Raw genomic sequence first — 18,683 nt, 5'->3', positions numbered from 1 at the left:
GCCGTCGACGGCGAGGTGGGCGCCGGTGACGTAGGAGGCTTCGTCGGAGAGGAGGAACGCGACGGCCTGTGCCACTTCCCTGCCCGTGCCCAGGCGTCGTGCCGGAATCTTCTCCGCGATCTGTGCGACCTCGTCCGGGTTGCCCTGCTGACGGGGGACGGGGATGACGCCGGGCTGGAGCTCGTTGATCCGGATACCGTGCCGGGCCCAGTCCGCGGCCGCCGCCCGGGTCAGACCGCGCAGGCCGTGCTTGCTCGCGCTGTAGGCGGCACGATGCGGCAGGCCGCGGTCGGCGAAGACGCTGGAGATGTTGACGATGGCGCCGCCGCCGGCTGCGTGGATCGCGGGGATCTGGTACTTCAGCCCGTAGAAAGTGCCGGAGAGGTTGATGTCGAGGGTCTTGCTCCACTCTTCTTCCGGCAGCTCGGCGACGTCGTGGTGGACGCCGGACGTGCCCGCGTTGTTGACGGCGAGGTGCAAGGCGCCGAAGTGGCGGACGGTTTCGGCTACGGCGTGCTCGACCGCGCGGGCGTCGCTCACGTCGGCGGGCACGACCAGGGTCGTGCCGCCCGCTGTGGTGATCTCGTCGGAGAGTCGCCGGAGTGGTTCCTCCGAGCGGCTCACGAGCGCGACGTTCGCGCCGCGTGAGGCGAGCAGCCGTGCGATGTCGGAGCCGATGCCGCTGCCCGCTCCCGTGACGAAGGCGGTCTTGCCGGCGAACTGGTCGTCGTAGTTCATGGTGGTGCTCCTTGGCTGGATGGCTCGATGGTGGCTCGGTGCTTGGTGGCTCCGTGGTGGTCCGAAGACCGACGGGGCGAGGGTGGCGGCCGTCGCCGCGCTCAGGACTTCGTGTCCTCGGGCAGCGTGTTGAGGACCCCGTAGCGGCCGCCCCTGACCCGGGCGGGGTCGAAGAGGGCGTCCAGGTGGGCCGTGTCGTCGGCGCTGAGCCGCACTGACGTGGCGGCGAGGTTGGCCCGGACGTTGGCGATGCGCTTGGTGCCGGGGATCGGGACGATGTCGTGGTGCCGGGCCAGCAGCCAGGCGAGGGCGATCTGCCCCGGGCTCGCGCCGGCGCCGGCCGCGAACTCCTCCAGTTCGTCGACCAGTTGCCGGTTGTGGGCGAAGTTCGCTCCCTGGAACTTGGGCAGGGTGGAGCGGAAGTCGTCCTGCCCGAACGCGGTGTCCCGGGCGAAGGCCCCGGTGAGCATGCCGCGGCCGAGAGGGCTGTAGGCCACCACGGTGACGCCCAGGCGTCGGCACTCGGGGAGCACGGTGGCCTCGATGCCTCGCTCCCACAGCGAGTACTCGCTCTGCAGCGCGGAAACGGGGTGGACGGCGTGGGCCCGCCGCAGGACGTCCGCCGGGACCTCGCTGAGCCCGATCGCGCGCACCTTGCCCTCGGCGACGAGTTCGGCCATGGCGCCGACGGTGTCCTCGACGGGGACGGCCGGGTCGAGGCGGTGGTAGTAGTACAGATCGATCCAGTCCGTGCCCAGCCGCTTCAGACTGGCCTCGCAGGCAGCCTTGACGTACGTGGGGCGGCCGTCGAAGAAGCTGCGGCCGGCGGGCGTGGGGCGGGCGGAGAACTTCGTCGCGACGACCGCTCGGTCCCTGCGCCCCTTCAGGGCCCGTCCCAGCAGTTCCTCGTTGTGCCCGAACCCGGCCACCGGCTGCCCCGGGGTGGCGCTGCTCGCCCCGTAGTAGTCCGAGGTGTCGAGGAGTTCCACCCCCAGTTCGATGGCGTCCCGGATGGTGTCGGCCGAGGCGTCCGGGTCGGCCCTTCCGTAGAACTGCGACATCCCCATGAGCCCGAGTCCGACGGGACGCACGGCGATTCCCGAGGTGCCCAGTGGGGTCCGTGCCCGTCGTGCGGTGCCTTCGCTCATCACGTGACCTGCCTTTGAACGGCTTGGCGTAGGCAGCGACCTCACATAAGAGGCCACTGGACTTTTACTTGTTCGACATTAAAGGTCCACTGGCCTCTTGTCGAATCAGGGGCGGTTCCTGTGACGCAGGCAACAGGGCGGAGGCGCCTGGCGGCATGTCTCGGCACCCGGGCACCGGCACACGGTGGGGCCCGGGTGAACGCGCAGACGACACGGGTCAGTCGAGGACCCGCAGTGCACCGTCGACCGCGGATTCCAGGTACGCCTGGCCCGCGCGGGCGCGTGCCATGACCCGCAGCCCCTGGAGGAACGTGGTGAGGAAACACGCCAGCTCCTCGGGCCGGTGCTCACGAGGGACCTCTCCCCTGTCCTGGGCACGGCGGAGCGCTTGGGCGAGCGCCGATTCGACCCCGTCCAGGGCCGAGCGCACCTGCCTCACCGTGGCGTCGTGATCCGCGCGTTCGGTGACCGCGCCGATCAGCAGGCACCCTCGCTCCGGGTCGGCCGCGCCTTCCGCGGCCAGCCCGATCAGCAATCCGCGTAACGCGGTCCGGACGTCGGCACCGCTGTGCAGGTCACGCTCGATCCCGCCCACAAGACCGTCGCAGTACCGCATCAAAGCGTCGGCGTAGAGGCCGTCCTTCGAACCGAACGCGGCGTAGAGGCTGCCGTTGCCGATACCGAGCCGGGCCGTCAGCCGCGGCATAGACGTGGCGTGGAACCCCTGCCGGCGGAACAGGTTCATGGCCTGCTCCACGGCCCCATCGGTGCTGAACTCGCGCGGGCGTGCCACCTGTTCGTCCCTTCATCGGCCAAGCCGTCACACGTGTAGGCACCCGAATCTGACAGGCCACACGCGAGCGCGCATGAGTCGATCGACTGCATGTGACACACAGGCAACCCGTTCCACCCTGCTCAGCCCGCGGATGCGGCAGAAGTTCGAGACGGGCCGGGCACTCCCCCGGTGGGTCCAAATCGATACGTGCACGGCCGCACCCGGCGGGTGTGATGCGGCTAGCCTCGACAGCATTGACGGCAACAGCCCGAGGACAGACATGCAGGTGCACCTGAATCCGCCACTGGAACCCGCCGGCGCTCCCCGGCGCGCCGCTGCCATCGTCGCGACCGCGGCAGACATCAGCGATGCCGAACTGGACTACAGCCCGGAGAGCATCGTGGTGGTGGAGGACATCGTGGACAGCTTTCGGGCCGAAGGGGTCACGGACGAGGAGATGGTCGAATCCCTGATCGCTTTCGGCTGCTACGTGGGAGAGATACTCACCCGACACGCCGGCGGGTCGTGGCAGCATGCCCCGAGCGCACCGGCAGCGTCCGTTCCCGTCGTCGTGAAGCTGCCGGGCTCCGTGGAGTGTCACCCCATCGACTGGGTCTTCCGCCGTCTCAAGTTCGGCAGCACTGTCAGCATCCGCGACCTGTACGCGGCGGCAGGGGACGCGGACGGACGAGCCCGCGGATGAGTACCCGCACGGACCACCCCAACGACGGCGCATCTCAACTCAGCGAGGAGCGCCCCCTGTTCGACCGCGAGGACGCGGCGCACAGGGTGCGAAAACTACTGGACGACCTGCCGGTACACGGAGGTCTGCTGCGCGTGACAGGTGCGGCGGGCACCGGCCGCACCGCCGTCCTGCGGCACGCCGCCGCCGCTGCCGCGCATCGCGGCATCCGCGTACTGACCACGGGCAAGAACCCGGCCGAACGCACCCTGTCCTACGCGGCCCTGCACACCCTGCTCCGCCCCGAACTCGGGCGCGCCGCATCCTTGCCCATGCCCGAACGCGCCCTGCTGGACGCCGCGTTCAGCGCCGGCCCGCTCACCCCCGCGCCGTCGGACCTCGCGGGCGCCATCACCAAGCTCCTGGCCCTGGTGCCGGGTCCGGTCCTGGTGTGCGTCGACGACCTCGCACAGCTCGACCCGGCGAGCACGGACACCCTCAACGCCCTGGCCACGATCCGGAGCCCGCGCCTCGGAATGATCCTCACCGACCGGACGGCCTGCGGAGCGCGGGCCCACGCGCCCGGGGACTCACACACCGTCGCACTCGGCCGTCTGCCCGACCCTCAGGAGCAAGCTCTCCTCTCCCGTACGGGGCGCACCTCCGGATACGCGGAGGACCGACTCGTCCTCGCCCAGGCCCGGGGCAACCCCCTCGCCCTCACCGAACTCGCCCTGGGCAGCGGCCCCTTCGGCGACGAAGCAGGCTTCGGCATGCTCCCGGCCACCGGCCGGCTCGCCGCGGCCCACGAGGAGGACCTGCGAGGACTCTCCGACCCGGCCCGCACCGTCCTGCTCGTCGCGGCCCTGAGCGTCTCCCCCCTCACCCACGATGTCCTGCGTGCCGCCACCGCACTCCTGGGCGGCAGCGGCCACGCGGCGCGCTCCGGCCTGGCAGAGGCGGGCGACCGGAGGCTGATCGCCCACGTCAACACCGAAGGCGACGGCGACGGCAATCGGCATCCCGCCCGTCTGAACTTCCCCGAGCCGCTGCTGCGGCCCGCCCTCTTGTACCAGGCGACGGCGGCCCGCCGCATGGACACCCACGCGGCCCTCGCCCAGTGCCTGACCGATCCGGCCCACGCCGCCTGGCACACCGCACGGTGCACCGCGAAACCGGACGAGGAGGTCGCACGACGGCTGGCCGAACGGGCCGACGGGCCCCGCGCGGGCACCGGCGTCCTGGTGGTCCTCAGTGCGCTGGAGAACGCGGCCCGCATCTCACCGGACCCCGAGCACCGCGCCGCACGCCTGCTGCGCGCCGCCGAGATCGCCTACGACCACGGCCTCATGGACCAGGCACTGCGCCACGCCCGGCAGATCGACCCCTCCGAACTCGGCCCATACGGCCGTGCCCTGCTGCTGTCCGTGCACGATCTCCTGCCCGCCAGCCGCGCGGTAGGCCGGGAGCGGATCGCCGAACTGTGCGGCGAGGCACGCGCGGTAGCCCCCCAGGACCCGGCGCTCGCCCTGAAGCTCCTGCACGCCGCGGCCCGCCGGTGCTGGTGGCACCAGGCAGGACCCGCGGAGCGCGGCATCGTCCGGCAGACGCTCACGGACCTGCGGCCGGGAACGACGGAGGCGAGCGATCTCGCCGTCATGGCCCTCACCGACCCGCTGTCCGTACTGCCCTCGACGGCACCTCACCCCACCCCGGGACTCGGCGCGGGCGACGAGGCGGTCCTGCTCGGCCAGATCGCGCACCTGGCCACCGATCTGGACCGCGCTTCGTCCTTCTACGAGACGGCGGAGGCCCTCGCCCGGGCCGACGGCCGCTACGGGCGCCTGCCGCAGATCCTCGTGCCGCGCGCCATGGGTCAGATCTGGCTCAGCGAGCGCTGGGACACCGCGCGCGGCTGGGCCGAGGAGGCCCGGACGATCGCCGAGCGAACGGGACAGCCCGACTGGGCGGCGAGAGCCACCGCCACGCTGGGTGCCTTCCACGCCCTGCAAGGCCGAAGCGAGGAGGCGCTCAGGTGTGCCACGCGCGTCGAGGAGGCGTCCGGGCAGCTGGGCCAGAACCGGCAGCTGCAACTCGCCTCCCTGGTGCGCGCCCTGGTCTCGTCCGGCACCGGCCGCTACGCGGAGGCCTACGGCAGGCTGCGCTCCCTGCTCGCCGCGCCCGCCACGCCCTACGCCTACGAGGAGTTCTGGGGGCTGGCGTTTCTGGCTGAAGCCGCGCCACCGGCAGGCGAGATCGCCGACGCACGAACGATCGTGGACCAGGCCAGGTCACTGACCGAGGCCGGACGAGCACCGCTCCTGCAAGCGATCCTGACCTACGCCGACGCGGTCCTGACCCCTGACCGGGAGGCGGGGGCCGGCTACCGGCGTGTGCTGGGCCCTGGGGTGGAGAGGTGGCCGCTGTTGCACGCCATGGCCCTGTTCGCCCACGGCGCCTGGCTCCGGCGCCACCGGCAGGTCACCGCGTCCCGCGCCCCGCTGGAGGCCGCCGAGTCCCTCTTCCGTGCACTGGGCGCCGGCTCCCGGGCCGACCAGGCAGCAGCCGAACTGCGGGCCACCGGCCGGGCGGCGGGCACGCAGCCCGACGAGGGCTCCGCCGTCCCTTCCGGCACCGACTTCGCCGAACTGCTGTCGCCGCAGCAGCTCACCATCGCCCGGCTGGCCGCCCGCGGGCTGACCAACCGCGACATCGGCGAACAGCTGCGGCTGTCCCCGCGCACGGTCGCCTCGCACCTGTACCAGATCTTTCCGAAGCTGGCCGTCACGTCCCGCGCGGAGCTCGCTGCGAAGTTCGGTGCCGGATGAGGGTCAGACCGCCACGCCCTCACGCAGGGCCTGCGCGAGCTGCGCGCGTGCGGTGACACCCAGGCGCGGGAAGATCCGGTAGAGATACGCGCCGATGGTGCGGGGCGAGAGGTTGAGGAGTGCGCCGATCTCCCGGTTGGACAGGCCCTGGCCCGCGAGTTCGGCGACCCTCAGCTCCTGCGCCGAGAGCAGATCACGCGCCTGCCGCCGGCCGGGCCCCCCTGCTGAGCCCGTCTCCAACCGCTCCCCGGACGCCCGCAGTTCCGCGGCGACGCGCACGGAGCGCGCCTCGGCCCCCATAAGGGTGTACGTGGCCGCGGCCTGCCGCAGGGAGGCCCGCGCTTCGAGGAACCGTCGCCTGTGGCGCAGCCGCCGTCCGTGTGCCAGATACAGCGGCGCCGCGAGGAAGGGACGGGCGGACAGGTCCTCGGCCAGGGCCCGCTCGAACAGCGCCTCCTCACCCGGGCCGTCAGCAAGGACGGCCCGCGCCACGACGAACCGGACCCTGATTTCGGGCGCCGCCTGGTCACCGAGCCGCTTCTCCAGCCGGTCCAGCACCTCGATGGCCTGCGCCGAGGCGTTCACCGCCCCCGCGGCCTCCGCGAAGGCCACCAGAGCGTACAAGGCTCCTGTGCCGGGCTCGGGGCCCGTCAGCACGTCGCGCAGGCTGAGGAAGGCGCCGCGGAAGTCGCCCGCCTCGGCCCGAGCGCAGGCCGTGCCCGTGTCGAGTACCAGCTCGATCGGGCGGAACGCCCTCCGGGCGGCCGCCCGTTCCTGCTCGTCACCGTGACGGACCGGGCGTCCGGTGCGCAGCGACCGGACGAGACCGGTCAGCAGGCGTGCGGCCGCGGTGTGCTCGTCCTGTCCCTGAGCCGTGGCCACGTCGGCGCACCGCCGGAACGTGTGGTCGCTCTGCGCCCAGTCTCCCAGGGCCAGTTGGGCGAGCCCCTGGCGCAGCAGGGCCGGTGGCAGTTGGCCGAACTCTTCGTAGAAGTGGTGGCGGCACTCGATGCGGCGGTACAGGTTGAGGGCCCGCTGCGGGTCGCCGGCCGACAGAGCCGCCTCGCCCAGGCGTCCGAGGTCCCGCACGGACAGCGCCGTCTCGCGGCGCTCGGCATGGACTCCCGCGATGATCGTCGCGGCCCGGCGCACGGGCGCGACCATGACCATGGCCTGCAGCAGTCTCGGTTCATTGACTTCTGCCGGCAGCTTGTCGAGGAAGGCGACGAAGGCGTCCTTGCCCGGCGCGCCGTCCGCGAAGGCGGGCGCGGTGATCCTGACCAGTTCCAGCGCGTTCTCCACTTCGTCCGGTCCGCACGGCAGGGGCCAGCCGGCCGGGTCCGCGGGTGGGCGGCCGGTGCCGATGTGGGCCAGCTCCCGCGCGCACAGCACACCCAGCGGGCCCAGCGGCCACCTCCCGGCGCGGTGCCCGAGCGTGCGGGCCATGCGGTCCAGGCCGAGGCTCTGGGCGACCTGCGCGGCACGCACGGTGCAGCGGCCCCGGTCGCGGGGGGTGGCGTAGAGCTCGGCCGCTCGTCGGAGCATGCGGACGGCCAGTGCCGACTCGTGCTGCGCGAGCGCCTCGCCGTACACGGCTTCGAGTCGGCGGGCCAGCTCCTGGTCGGTCCCCTGCACCGCTTGCGAACGGTGCCACAGCGTCCGCATCGATCCGGGCTGCAGCACGGCCGCAAGGGCCGCGTGGGCGGCGCGGACACGGCCCTGGTCGGTGCCGTGGACCACGGCACCGGCCGTGGCGGGGTGGTCGAAGACGAGCCGCATGCCGTCGTAGGTGACCAGGCCCTCGGTCTCGGCGGCCTCCAGGACGGCGAAGCCGAGTGCGGAGCCCCTGACCCGGGAGGCGGCCGACAACAGCAGGGGAAGATCGCCCGCCGGGTGCAGGGCCGCCACGAGCAACAGGCTTCTGGTGCCGTCGGGCAGGCGGCGGATGCCCGGCGCCATCGAGGCAGCCAGCTGGTTGGAGGACGCGGGCACGTAGGGCACGTCGTCCTCGCCGTCGGCGGGCAGTTCGAGCAGGGCGAGGGGATTGCCTGCCGCGGCCGCCAGGAGATCACGCACGCTCTGCGGGTCGAGGCCGGGCCGGCGCACGGCCAGCAGCCGAGCGGAATCGGTGGGCCCGAGCGGGGCGAGCGGCAGTTCGCGCAAGCCGTCGAGCGGGGCGAGACGGGTGCGGTGCGGGCGCGCGGTCAGCAGCAGTGCGATCGGGTGGCCTTCGATGCGGCGCGCGATGAAGGAGAGCGCCTCCCTGCTGGCCTCGTCCAGCGCGTCCCAGTCGTCCACCGCGAGCAGCACCGGGTGTTCGCGCGCGGCTTCCTCCAGCATTTCCAGCACGCCGAAAGCCAGTCGGGATCGTCCGCCCGCGGCAGGAACCGCGTCCGCGAGCAGCATTTCCAGTACGTCCGAGGGGGAACCGGTCAGTGATCGGGCGCGCGTGTCCAGCAGCGGCCACAGGATCTGCCGCAGGCCCGACAGGGCGACCGGAACCGCGCCCCGGACGCCGGAGCAGCGCAGCACCCGCACGCCGGCGGCGATCGCCGCCGACACGGCGGCCTCCAGAAGGGCGGATCTGCCCGCGCCGGCCTGCCCGCTGAGTACCCGGACCGCGCCATGGGGCGTGGCCTGGCGCACGAACTCCGCGAGCGCCCGCAGTTCGGCGTCGCGGCCCACGAGTTCGCCACGCGGCAGGGAGCCCGGCTGCCCCGGCCGCGCGGCCCGCGGAACGGTGTGGCCGTGTCCCGCCTGTCGGTCGACGGGTGGCGAGATTCCGGTGTCCATGTTCATCGCACGCCCCTGTTCCGCGACGGGCCCACCCCTGCCGCGAGGGTTGACTCTGCTGCCTGTTCCCATGATCAGTGGAGCGGCTGTCCCAGAACCAGGCAGTTCACATGCAGCTTGGCCGCCGCACCGCAGAACGCGCAGGTGGTGGGGAGAGGCGTCAGTGCCGGCCGGACGTGTCCAGTGCGTGTGCGCTGGCCCGCATCTGGGCGGCGTCCGGGCTGTCGAGCGCGCTGAGCAGGTCCGCGGCCTGCAACCAACTCGCCCGCGCTGCCGCGAGGTCGCCCTGCTCCCGCTGCGCGCCGGCCATGTGATCGAGCACCTCGGCCTGGTTGTAGCCGTCGAAGGCCTCCCCATAGATCCGCAGCGACTCGCTGTAGTCCTCCAGCGCGCCGCCGAGGTCGCCGAGACGCTGTCGCGCATACCCCATGGTGTCCCAGGCGGCCGCCTCGATACGGAGGTTGCCGTCCCGCTGCAGCAGGGGGATGGCCTCCTTGCACAGTGCGACCGTCTCCTCGTACTGACCGAGCAGAGCGAGGTACCAGCCCACCGCGTTCATCTCCCGGGCCATGGCTCTCTCGTCGCCCAGGGTGCGGTAGATCGCCAGTGCGCCGCGGGCGTGCCGCAGGGCCTCGGCGTAGCGTTTCTGCCTGCCGCGCACCCAGCCTGCCGTGCGGTCGGCGGTGGCCCGTTCCACGGGCCCGAGCCGGGGCAGCTGAGCGAGCATCAACTCGACCTGGCGGTCCGCCTCGTCGCTCTGGCCCGTCTCCGCGAGCGCCCGCGCGAGACTCGCCGCGTTGCGCGAGACGGCGAGCGGTTCGTCCAGGCGCAGGGCGATGTCCAGGCTGATGCGCTTGGCCTCGATCTCCTGGCGCCAGCGCCCGCGCAGCGAGTAGAAGCTCACCCAGTCCAGGGTGAACGTCATCCCGAGCCGTAGCAGGCGCGGATCTTCTTCGGTGCGCAGCATCACGGCGGCCGCCTCAACGGTGGCCTCCTCCTGCTGGAACCAGTCGAGCGCCTCCCCGCGTGTGGTGAGGTCGACGACGGTCACCCCCTCACGAGGCGGGTCCGCCTCCTCGATCAGGGTGCGCCCCAGGAAGTGGGTGGCCATGCTCGCGTTGTGGCGCAGATAGTCCAGGAGTCGGATCCGGGCGCCCACGGCGTCGTCGCCCTCCCGTTCAAAAAGCTCGGCACCGTAAGCCCGCACGAGGTCGTGCAGCACGTACCTGCCCTCCGCGTCACAGGACAGCAGGTTCGCCGAGACCAGCTGGCGCAGGCAGTTCCGGGCCCTCTGCAGAGTCACGCCCGCGAGGGAGGCGCCCGCCTCCGCCGTCAAGGACGGCCCCGGATGCAGACACAGAAACCGGAAGAAGACCGCGGTCCAGGGTGGCAGCGCCTTGTACGACCACGAGAACACGGCGCGGACGTCGCTGTACCGGGCGTCAGCCGACAGCGCGTCCAAGAGCGGTGAGGTGGTGCGCAGTTCGCGTACCGCCACGCGCAGCGGAACCTGCGGCGTCGCACTCAACTGCGCCGCGACGATGGCGACCGCCAGCGGCAGCCGCCCGCACAACTCCACCAGGGCGCCGGCCGCCTCGGGTTCCGCACGGCAGCGTTCCGGCCCGATGCGTGCGGCCAGCGCGGACAGCGCCTCCGGCGGCGTCCACGCGTCGAGGCCGACCATCCGCGCACCGTGCCGGGCGGCGAGCCCGGAGAGCTTCCTTCTGGACGTGACGATGGTCAGACAGCTCGCCGCGGCCGGCAGAAGGGGGACGACCTGGTCCTCGTCGCGGGCGTTGTCGAGGACGACGATCAGGCGCAGGGAGGAGGTTCGGTCCCGGAAGAGAGTGCTGCGCGCGTCCGCTCCCCGCGGGATCTCGCTCTCGGGCACGCCCAGCGCGACGAGGAAGCGCCCCAGTGCCTCGGACGGGTCCATGGGCTGCCCGCTGTCGTCGAAACCGCGCAGGTTCACATAGAGCTGGCCGTCCGGGAAACGGTCCGCGACCTGGTGCGCCCAGTGCACCGCGAGCGCGGTCTTGCCGACGCCCGCCATCCCGCCGATCGCCGAGACGACGACGGGTCCCTCCACACCGGTGACGTGGTCGGTGACGCTTCGGACGGTGGCCAGCGCGTCCGCCCGGCCACGGAACACGGCGAGGTCCGGCGGCAGTTGACGCGGCACCCGCCGCACCGTGCTGGGCTCTCGGCGCACGGACGCCTCGACGAGCCGGTGCCGGTCGTCCTCGTCCAGCTCCAGGGCGTCCATGAGTTCGCTCAGTGTCGTCTGCCGCGGCAGACTCTGCCCGCGCTCCATGTCGCTGATCGCCCGCACGCTCACCCCGGACGCCTCAGCGAGGTTCTCCAGCGTCAGCAACGCCCGCTGCCGTGCTTCCCGCAGGAGCCGGCCGAACATCGCACTGCTCACACCCGCTCCCCGCACACCCGTTCTGGAGCGACCATTAAAGCAAGCGGGCGGGCAGGTGGACGGTGCGGGTGGGCCGCGAGAACGCGTGGTGGCCCACACCGCACCACGGTGTGGGCCACCACGCCGGCGGAAACCGGCGGTCCGTCAGCCGGCGGTCCCAGCCGCCTCCAACAGACGGGTTCGCCGTCCCAGCAGCAGCGCCTGGAGGATGAACCAGACGCCACCGCCGGTGGCGTACACCGACAGCACGCCGAGCGAGGGGCTGTCCCCCGCGGCCTGGATGTTGTACGTGATGCCGACGAGGAACGACAGGGCGCCCGAGACCAGCGTCGGACACTGCCTTCCGAACTCCGGGCCACGCCGCCGCAGTCCGACGAGTACCTGGGCCAGTCCCGAGACAAGGGCCCAGGCGCCGAACACATGGAGCACCGGCGCCACGCCGTGGGTTCCGGCTGCCCGGAGTGCCGCGGCGGCCAGGGCGCTGAGTATGCCGTTCAACGCGATGACCCGGCGCTCGAAGCCGTCAGGCGTGGCGCGGTGGTCGAGAAGTGACGACACCGAGTCGATGGCCGGATGGACGACCAGCAAGGTGATCGCGGCAGCGCCGAGGTCCTCGTGGACTCCCGCGAACGCCACGGCCCACACCACGGCGAGGATGCCGCGGCCCAGGTACAGCCTCAGCAGCGTCGAACGCTCGCTGACGGCGGTGCGGGCGGGCGATGACACAGTCTGCGTCCTCGTGGGGTTTCGGTCCTTCTCACGTCAGGGGTGGTCGCGCCGTTCAGCGCCGGGAGGGGACGCAACGGAAGGAGGAGGAGGCCGCCGGGTCACCCTGGCCCTTGTAGCGGGACACCTCGGGGTAGGCACACAGGTTGCGCTCGACCTGCTCGCCGGAGGCGGTGACGAGCGTGGCGGGCAGAGTCTTGGGCGCCTTGCCGTGCTCCACCCAGGCGGTCAGCGCGGCCAGGCCGTCGGTCGAGCCGTCGCTGCCGTTGAGACCGCAGTGCCGAGTGCCCGGCGCGAGGAAGAGCCGGTAGAAGTCGTCGACCTTCTTGGTGCCGCCCAGCTTCCGCTCGACCCGCTCGCGGTAGTCCACGGTCCCCTGCGTGGGGATGTACTCGTCGTCCAGGCCGTGCCAGGTCAGCAGCTTGCCGCCGGACTTGCGGAAGGCCGTCAGGTCCGGGGAGTCGGTTCCGATGACCTTGTCGTACTCGACCTGGGACTGCCGGAACAGCTCGGTGAACTCGCTGTAGGTGATCTTCGTGAGGTCGAAGTTCGGGTCCTTCTTCAGGAAGAGCTGGCCCCACAGGGCGGGCACCTGGAAGGGCTGGCCCTTGACGGTGCCGTCGTCTGCCTTCTCGGAGTGCGCAAGTCCCTTGAGTTCGGCCCCGATCGGGACACCGGACCACAGCTTCTTGCCGGAGGGAGTGCGCGGGCCGTCCCAGATCTTGCGGACCACGGCCGCGTCGGCCGCCGTGATCGTGAGCTGTTCGCCCCCGCACTCCACCCTGGTGCCGATCAGCCGCCGCGGATCGAAGTCACAGCGCGAGGGGTCGTTGACCAGGCCGTCCTTCACGCCGTCGAGCTTGTCGCAGGCCTTGACGGCGGCCTGGGTGAAGGCCGACAGTTCGCAGTCGCTCGGGTAGGTCTTCTCGTTGTTGAGGACCACCTGCGGCCACAGGGTGGCGACTTCGTACTCGTCCCAGTTGATGGCCGGTGCGTCGGCGAGGATGCCGTCGTAGTCGTCGGGGTAGGCCTGGGCCTCCATGTAGCCCTGACGCCCGCCGGTGGAGCAGCCGTTGAAATACGAGTAGGAGGCACGGCTCCCGTAGACGCCGTCCACGACCGCCTTGCCGACGACCGCGGCCTCGTGCTGGGAGCGGGAGGCGAAGTTCTTCAGTGCCGTCCGGTTGACCTGGCCCGAAGCGTCGAGGACCCAGCTGGTGTCCAGGACATCACCCACTCCGGCGTCCGTGGTGGTCGCCGCGTAGCCGTTCTTGACCGCGGTGCCCAGGCCGACACCGTTGTCCCCGGCCCCGAAGGCACTGCCCCCGAGAGCCTGGAACCTGCCGCTCCACTTCTCCAGGGGCAGCCACGTCTGCACCTTGGCGTGGTCCCCCTCCCCCGGGTGGGTGAGCGTGACCGTCACCTGGCAGAACGCCGGCACTCCTGAGACCTCCCCGCCGAGGATCCCGGTGCCGTGGATGGTGCCGCCGGCCTGGCGGACCGCGTCCACGGACTCCACCTTCGTGCCGGCGGGCGCCTTCACGGCGGGTGCCGTACAGGCGGTGGCGGTGGCCCCAGGGACCTCGTCGGCCGAGGCAGTCGGCAAATACACCGCCGCCGCAACCAGCGGCACACCTGCAGCGAGTACCGTCAGAGCCTTCTTCATGTGTCCCGCCCAAGGGTTAGATGTGCGCCCGGCGGTGAAAGCACATGTGCACATCGCTCGGCGCGCTCAAAGAACAGATCCAGATCATATCACCAGTCAGAATGGTGACGACAGATCCGGGTTGGGGTTCAGGCGGTCAAACCTGTCCACGTACGGGGCTCAGCCTGACGGTCGCCCCCACCGGGGAACGACAGTCAACTGACGCCCCCTTCCGCCCGCATGTCCTTCACGCCACGTGGCAACGCATGCGGCACATGAGACCCGCCGTCGGGGGTCAGGCAGCGTCCGCGCTGATGGTGACGGGGATGTTGCCACGCAGCGCCTTGGAGGCCCGGCTCGGCATGCGCACCGGATTCGCCACCACGCGATGGGCCAAGGAGAACCACCCGCGGTGGCTCCATGACGCCGACCGAAAGCCCCCGCGGCGCCACTGAACTTCGGCGGGGTGGGGCTGATGAGGAACTGGCCGCGGCCGGCGGGGGGATGCCACGGCCCCGGCCACCTCGTCCCGCCACCGGGGTAGCTAGTCAAACACCCGGTGGCAGAGAACGGCGCCTGCCTCGTCGGGCACACGGGTCGACGAGGCAGGGCGGAATGCGGCAGCCCGGCGTGGGAGAGTGATCGCTCAGACAAGCCGGCCGACGCCAGATCGGCCGGTGCCGAGAGCGAGGAGCGGGCCATGGCCCTTGAGCGACCGACGATCGACGCCCCCCAGGGCCGGCCGTCCCCCTATCTGCACATCGAGGACGTGGTGGTCGGGGACGGGGACGAGGCCGTCAAGGGCTCCACGGTGTCGGTCGACTACGTCGGGGTGGCACACTCCACCGGCGAGGAGTTCGACGCCTCGTGGAACCGCGGCCAGGCCCTCGACTTCACCGTGGGCGGCAGGCAGGTCATCAAGGGCTGGGAGATGGGCGTACGGGGCATGAAGGTCGGCGGCCGCCGGAAGCTGGTCATCCCGCCGCACCTGGCCTACGGCGACCGCTCGCCGTCTCCGGCGATCAAGCCGGGCGAGACCCTGATCTTCGTGGTCGACCTTTTGTCGGTCGGCTGACACCCCGACCGGCGGCCGGCCCGGAACTCCGCGATGAGGCCGGGCCGGCCGGACGGAAGGCAAGGGAGCCCTGCTCCCGTTGTCAGTGGCCGGCGATAACGTGCCGACGTTGGACCGGTCAGAGCGTCCGTGCAGGACTCCGCGGTCAAGAGGGGCGGGTAGGAAGGTCCCCGGCAGCCGGCTCGGGACCGGATCGGGATTCCGTGACCCCGCCCCTCCCCCGCGGCCCGGCCCTGTGCGGCTGCGTCCCGGAACAACCGGAGCGAACAGACCACAGGGAGAGGGAATTCATGGAGAGCAGCGGCCGACTGCACGTCAGTGCGGAACTGGCGGGCGTGCTGGAGCGGATCGATGCGCTCGGCGGAACGCTCGATGAACAAGCTGATGCCGCCGAGGAGTTGGGCAGGCTACCGGAGGACACGGCGCAGGCTCTGTTAGGCACGGGGATAGTGTGGGCCGAGCTCCCGCTGAGCCTCGGCGGATACGAGTTCGCGCCGCGGCAGCTGATCGAGACGGCGGAGCGGGCGAGCTACCACGACGCGGCGGCCGGGTGGACCATGTTCGCGCTGCAGTTGATGACCGGGACCACCGCGGCCTACCTTGCCGAGGACGCGGCGGCCGACCTGTTCCCCGACGTCCCCAACGGCACGTACGCACTGCTCTCCGGACACGGCACACGCCCCGGCCGGGCCGTCCCCGTGGAGGGCGGCTACCGGGTCAGCGGCCAGTGGCAGTTCGCCTCCGGCATGGCGCACGCCACCCACATCCACAGCGCGATCCAGGTCGAGGGCACCGGGGAGCTGCGGGTCCTCGCGATGCCGAAGTCGCAGGTGACCCTGGACGGCAACTGGGACGTGCTCGGGCTGCGCGCGACCCACAGCATCGACTACCACTGCACCGACGTGTACGTACCGCACGAGTACACCTACGTCGCGACGACGGACGCCCCGGTCAACGGCGGCGCCGTCTACCGCCTTGGCCTGGTCAACATGTCGGCGATCGGACACACGGGCTGGGCCCTCGGCGTCGGCCGTCGGCTGCTGGACGAGCTGAAGCGCGTCGCGGCGGCGCGGACCGGTTCACGGGGCGCCGCGGTCGACACCTCCCAGTTCCACGCCGAGTACGCGACGGCGGAGGCGAAGCTCCGGGCGGCTCGGGCATGGGTCGACGACGTATGGCGGGACGTCGAACAGACACTGGACGAAGGGGAGTTGCCGAGCCCGGAGCAGGACACCCTCATTCGACTGGTCCTGAACCACACGACCTCGACCGTGTCCGAGGTGGGCCGCACCGTCCACCGCTGGGCCGGCTCGGCGGCCATCCGCCGCGGCCCGATCGACCGCTTTCTGCGCGACCTCGGCACGGGCGCGCAGCACATCACGTCGAGCCCGGTCGTGCTCCAGAACTGCGGCAAGTGGCTGAGCGGGGCCGAGCCGGACGGCCGGTGGAGTTTCCTCGACCTGAACTGACCGTCCGGGGCGGTTGACGGCAGCCCGACCGTCCAGGGTGTCGCCATCGGCTGATGGCCCAGCGCGGCTTCCACCACCTGGCCGGAGACGTCACGGCACGGGGGCCGCCTGCACCTTCTGCAGCGCGGCCACCTGACGGTGCACGAGGTCACGCGGGGTGCGCACCTGGGAGGTGGTGCCGCTCATGTCGTTGGTGGCGAACGTGACGAGTGTCGTGCCCACCCGGACGACCCGTACCTCGGTCGCCAGTGCCGGAGTGTCCGGGATCGGGACCATCGCCGCCTGGAAGGCCAACTCCTCGTCTCCCTCGCCGAGTTGCCCCGCCGCACGGACGTCGCTCCACTTCCCGCCGCCCCGCAGGGTCGGGAAGGCGCGGCAGGTGCGCAGCGCGGCGCGCAGATCGTCCATGGCCCGCGCGGCTTCCTGCCCGGAGTAGGCGGTGAGAAAGACCTCCACCGCCACATGGCCTCCGGTCCTGACCGTGCCGTACACCATGCCCCGTGGCATCCGCCGGCTGACGCCCTGCGCGGCCGCGAGCACCGGCGTGCAGTCCGCGGGCCTGGCAGCTCCGGCACGCATCGCGAACGGCTGCCCCTCGATGGCCGAACTCTCGTGCAGCGCCGCCGATTTCAACTCCCGCTGGGTCAGTACGCGTGCGGGTGCGGCCGAACTCGAAGGCTCGGTCGATCTCGACGGTGCCGCCGCGGTGGTGTGACCGCCTGTGGCCGGTGCGCCTCCCCCGCATCCGCTCGTGGCAGCCAGCACACCTGCCATCGCGGCGAACACGACGGCCCCGCTTCTGTGTCTCGTGCCGCTCCTCACAGTTCCCTCCCCTTGATCGGATCGCACGGATCCTATGGGGCGAGTCAGGAGACCTGCCGCCACGGCTCCGGTGCCGGCTCTGGCCCGTTGGTGAGGGGTGACTGGAATATCGAGCGCCGGTCGAGGGGAGACGAGAGCAGCCGGTGCCGATCAGCTGCGCGCGGCATCAAGGGGAGGTTGCGTGGAGACACGTAGGTGCGTCGTCCTCGTGGACCTGGACGACACATTGCTCCCGGACCTGAGCGCCGCCCGGGCGGCTGTAGAGGCCACACTGCACGCGGTCGGAGTGCCGCGTCCGCCGGAGATCGTGCAGAGCGTGTTCGACATCGCCCGGTCCCATTGGCGCTCGGGGCCGCATTTCGAGCGACTGAGGGCCCTGGGGATCAGCTCGTGGGAGGCGCTGTGGGCGGATCTCACGCTCGCGTCGGTGCCTCGGGCGGCTGCGTGGGGGCAGCAGTACCGCGTGGAGGTCTGGGGCAAGGTGTTGCGGGCCGCGGGCGTGGAGGCAGATCGCGAGGTTGCCGCGCGGCAGTTCGTGCGACATCGACAGGCGCTGGTGCGGCCCTTCCCGGGGGCGGCGGGGTTCGTGGAGCGGATGGCTGTCGGCCACGAGGTGTGGTTGATCACGAACGGGGCCTCTCGCCTGCAACGACTCAAGCTGAAGCGCAGCGGCCTGGAACGGCACTTCGCGAGGGTGTTCGTCTCCTCGGAGGTCGGACACGCCAAGCCGCATCCGCGATTCTTCCGGGCCGTGAGCGACGCGCTCACCCGCGACCAGAGTGTGTGCCTCGTGGTGGGCGACAGCCTTGACGCGGACGTGCGCCCGGCACTGGCCCGGGGATGGCCGGCGGTCCACCTGTGCGGTGACCTGGATGACGATGGTGGCCGGCCCTGGATGCGCGCCGGCATGATCGGCGACGTTGTCCCTCCGTGTGCTCACGGCGCGGACACCTTCTGACGGCCCGTCCAACGTGAACCAGTGACCGGCCTCGACCACACCTGACCGCCCGCGTCCGTCCCTAGCTGTAGGTCCCCCACCGCCGCGAGAGGGTGTCGTACACGTACCGGGGCAGGCCCTTGATGGCGCTGGTGCGGAACGGGCGGCCGTCGTCGTCGATGCGTACGGTGCCCTTGCGGCCCTGGGAGGACCAGTCCAGTTCCAGGTACCAGCGGCAGTCGCACGAGCTGGTGCCGGCCGTGATCAGCAGTACCTCGGGGTCCTTCGCCGAGACGCGGTAGGGCATGCGTACGGCCGGGATCGGTGTGCCGGAGTCGTTCCCGGCCACCGCGCGCGCGATGGGGCGGTCCTTGTCCAGGTCCACGGCGAAGTACCGGGGCGTGATCGCGCCGCCGCAGCCCATGTCCATGGCGTAGGCGGTGCCCTGGACCGGCGACGTACGGCCGACCACGCGCACGCGCAGCGCCTCCAGGACGACGGCCGTGTCGCTGCGCCCCTGCACGGTCAGTTGCACGAGCGTCTCGCCGCCGTGGACCGCGCTCTGCGTCGCCGCCCAGGGCGCCGCGTCCTGCGGGGCGGGAGGAGGGGGGACCTGGCTC

Annotated in this window: 14 protein-coding genes and 1 pseudogene; 6 read left to right on the top strand and 9 right to left on the bottom strand. The window is 71.7% G+C overall.

All coding sequences use genetic code 11. From position 1 onward, the window contains the following. The 3 genes from M4J07_RS38320 to M4J07_RS38310 all read right to left on the bottom strand — a co-directional run. Window positions 1-738, bottom strand: a 738-nt coding sequence (locus tag M4J07_RS38320) for an SDR family NAD(P)-dependent oxidoreductase (RefSeq protein WP_255980035.1), incomplete at its 3' end; no start/stop codon positions are given. A gap of 101 nt (window positions 739-839) precedes the next feature. Continuing rightward, complete coding sequence (locus M4J07_RS38315) at window positions 840-1,889, bottom strand: aldo/keto reductase (protein ID WP_374215161.1); 1,050 nt, start codon at window positions 1,887-1,889, stop codon at window positions 840-842. 214 nt (window positions 1,890-2,103) lie between these two features. Then, window positions 2,104-2,679, bottom strand: coding sequence for a TetR/AcrR family transcriptional regulator (locus M4J07_RS38310; protein ID WP_255980031.1), 576 nt, complete (start codon window positions 2,677-2,679; stop codon window positions 2,104-2,106). 262 nt (window positions 2,680-2,941) lie between these two features. Between M4J07_RS38310 and M4J07_RS38305 the strand changes: the two genes are divergently transcribed. Next, window positions 2,942-3,364 carry a hypothetical protein gene (locus M4J07_RS38305; protein ID WP_255980029.1) on the top strand — a complete coding sequence of 141 codons (423 nt, stop codon included), beginning with the start codon at window positions 2,942-2,944 and terminating at the stop codon, window positions 3,362-3,364. Continuing rightward, on the top strand, window positions 3,361-6,171 hold the full coding sequence (locus tag M4J07_RS38300; protein ID WP_255980027.1) for a LuxR family transcriptional regulator: 2,811 nt from the start codon (window positions 3,361-3,363) through the stop codon (window positions 6,169-6,171). The genes M4J07_RS38305 and M4J07_RS38300 overlap by 4 nt, the downstream gene beginning before the upstream one ends. A 3-nt stretch (window positions 6,172-6,174) precedes the next feature. Here the strand turns inward: M4J07_RS38300 and M4J07_RS38295 are convergent, their stop codons facing one another. The 4 genes from M4J07_RS38295 to M4J07_RS38280 all read right to left on the bottom strand — a co-directional run bounded on the left by M4J07_RS38295 (window position 6,175) and on the right by M4J07_RS38280 (window position 13,781). Beyond that, the gene (locus M4J07_RS38295; RefSeq protein WP_255980025.1) at window positions 6,175-8,970 is read right to left on the bottom strand and encodes an AAA family ATPase; all 2,796 of its coding nucleotides are present in this window, start codon (window positions 8,968-8,970) and stop codon (window positions 6,175-6,177) included. Window positions 8,971-9,124: 154 nt separating this feature from the next. Then, window positions 9,125-11,389, bottom strand: coding sequence for an ATP-binding protein (locus tag M4J07_RS38290; protein ID WP_255980023.1), 2,265 nt, complete (start codon window positions 11,387-11,389; stop codon window positions 9,125-9,127). A gap of 144 nt (window positions 11,390-11,533) precedes the next feature. Next, entirely contained in the window at window positions 11,534-12,115 is a 582-nt protein-coding gene (locus M4J07_RS38285; protein ID WP_255980021.1) for a DUF308 domain-containing protein, read from the bottom strand. A gap of 55 nt (window positions 12,116-12,170) precedes the next feature. Continuing rightward, window positions 12,171-13,781 carry a tannase/feruloyl esterase family alpha/beta hydrolase gene (locus tag M4J07_RS38280; protein WP_255980019.1) on the bottom strand — a complete coding sequence of 537 codons (1,611 nt, stop codon included), beginning with the start codon at window positions 13,779-13,781 and terminating at the stop codon, window positions 12,171-12,173. Window positions 13,782-14,460: 679 nt separating this feature from the next. Between M4J07_RS38280 and M4J07_RS38275 the strand changes: the two genes are divergently transcribed. After that, on the top strand, window positions 14,461-14,835 hold the full coding sequence (locus tag M4J07_RS38275; RefSeq protein ID WP_255980017.1) for an FKBP-type peptidyl-prolyl cis-trans isomerase: 375 nt from the start codon (window positions 14,461-14,463) through the stop codon (window positions 14,833-14,835). Window positions 14,836-15,125: 290 nt separating this feature from the next. Further along, window positions 15,126-16,304 (top strand): acyl-CoA dehydrogenase family protein, encoded by a 1,179-nt coding sequence (locus M4J07_RS38270; protein ID WP_255980015.1) that lies wholly within the window; start codon window positions 15,126-15,128, stop codon window positions 16,302-16,304. Window positions 16,305-16,394: 90 nt separating this feature from the next. On the opposite strand, the gene M4J07_RS38265 is transcribed toward M4J07_RS38270, so the two are convergent. After that, on the bottom strand, window positions 16,395-16,799 hold the full coding sequence (locus M4J07_RS38265) for a hypothetical protein (protein WP_255980013.1): 405 nt from the start codon (window positions 16,797-16,799) through the stop codon (window positions 16,395-16,397). Here M4J07_RS38265 and M4J07_RS38260 point away from each other — a divergent pair. Both M4J07_RS38260 and M4J07_RS38255 read left to right on the top strand, forming a co-directional pair. Continuing rightward, window positions 16,798-17,019 carry a hypothetical protein gene (locus M4J07_RS38260; protein WP_255980011.1) on the top strand — a complete coding sequence of 74 codons (222 nt, stop codon included), beginning with the start codon at window positions 16,798-16,800 and terminating at the stop codon, window positions 17,017-17,019. The two genes, M4J07_RS38265 and M4J07_RS38260, sit on opposite strands and share 2 nt — an antisense overlap. A 315-nt stretch (window positions 17,020-17,334) precedes the next feature. Then, window positions 17,335-18,084 (top strand): HAD family hydrolase, encoded by a 750-nt coding sequence (locus M4J07_RS38255; protein WP_255980009.1) that lies wholly within the window; start codon window positions 17,335-17,337, stop codon window positions 18,082-18,084. Between the two features lie 61 nt (window positions 18,085-18,145). On the opposite strand, the pseudogene M4J07_RS38250 reads toward M4J07_RS38255, so the two are convergent. Next, window positions 18,146-18,683, bottom strand: a pseudogene (locus M4J07_RS38250) (transcriptional regulator); the annotation flags it as partial.

The sequence above is a fragment of the Streptomyces longispororuber genome, assembly GCF_024448165.1.
Lineage (GTDB): Bacteria > Actinomycetota > Actinomycetes > Streptomycetales > Streptomycetaceae > Streptomyces > Streptomyces longispororuber_A.
The sequence above is the reverse complement of the archived record's forward strand: the minus strand, read 5'-3'. Positions and strand labels throughout refer to the sequence as shown.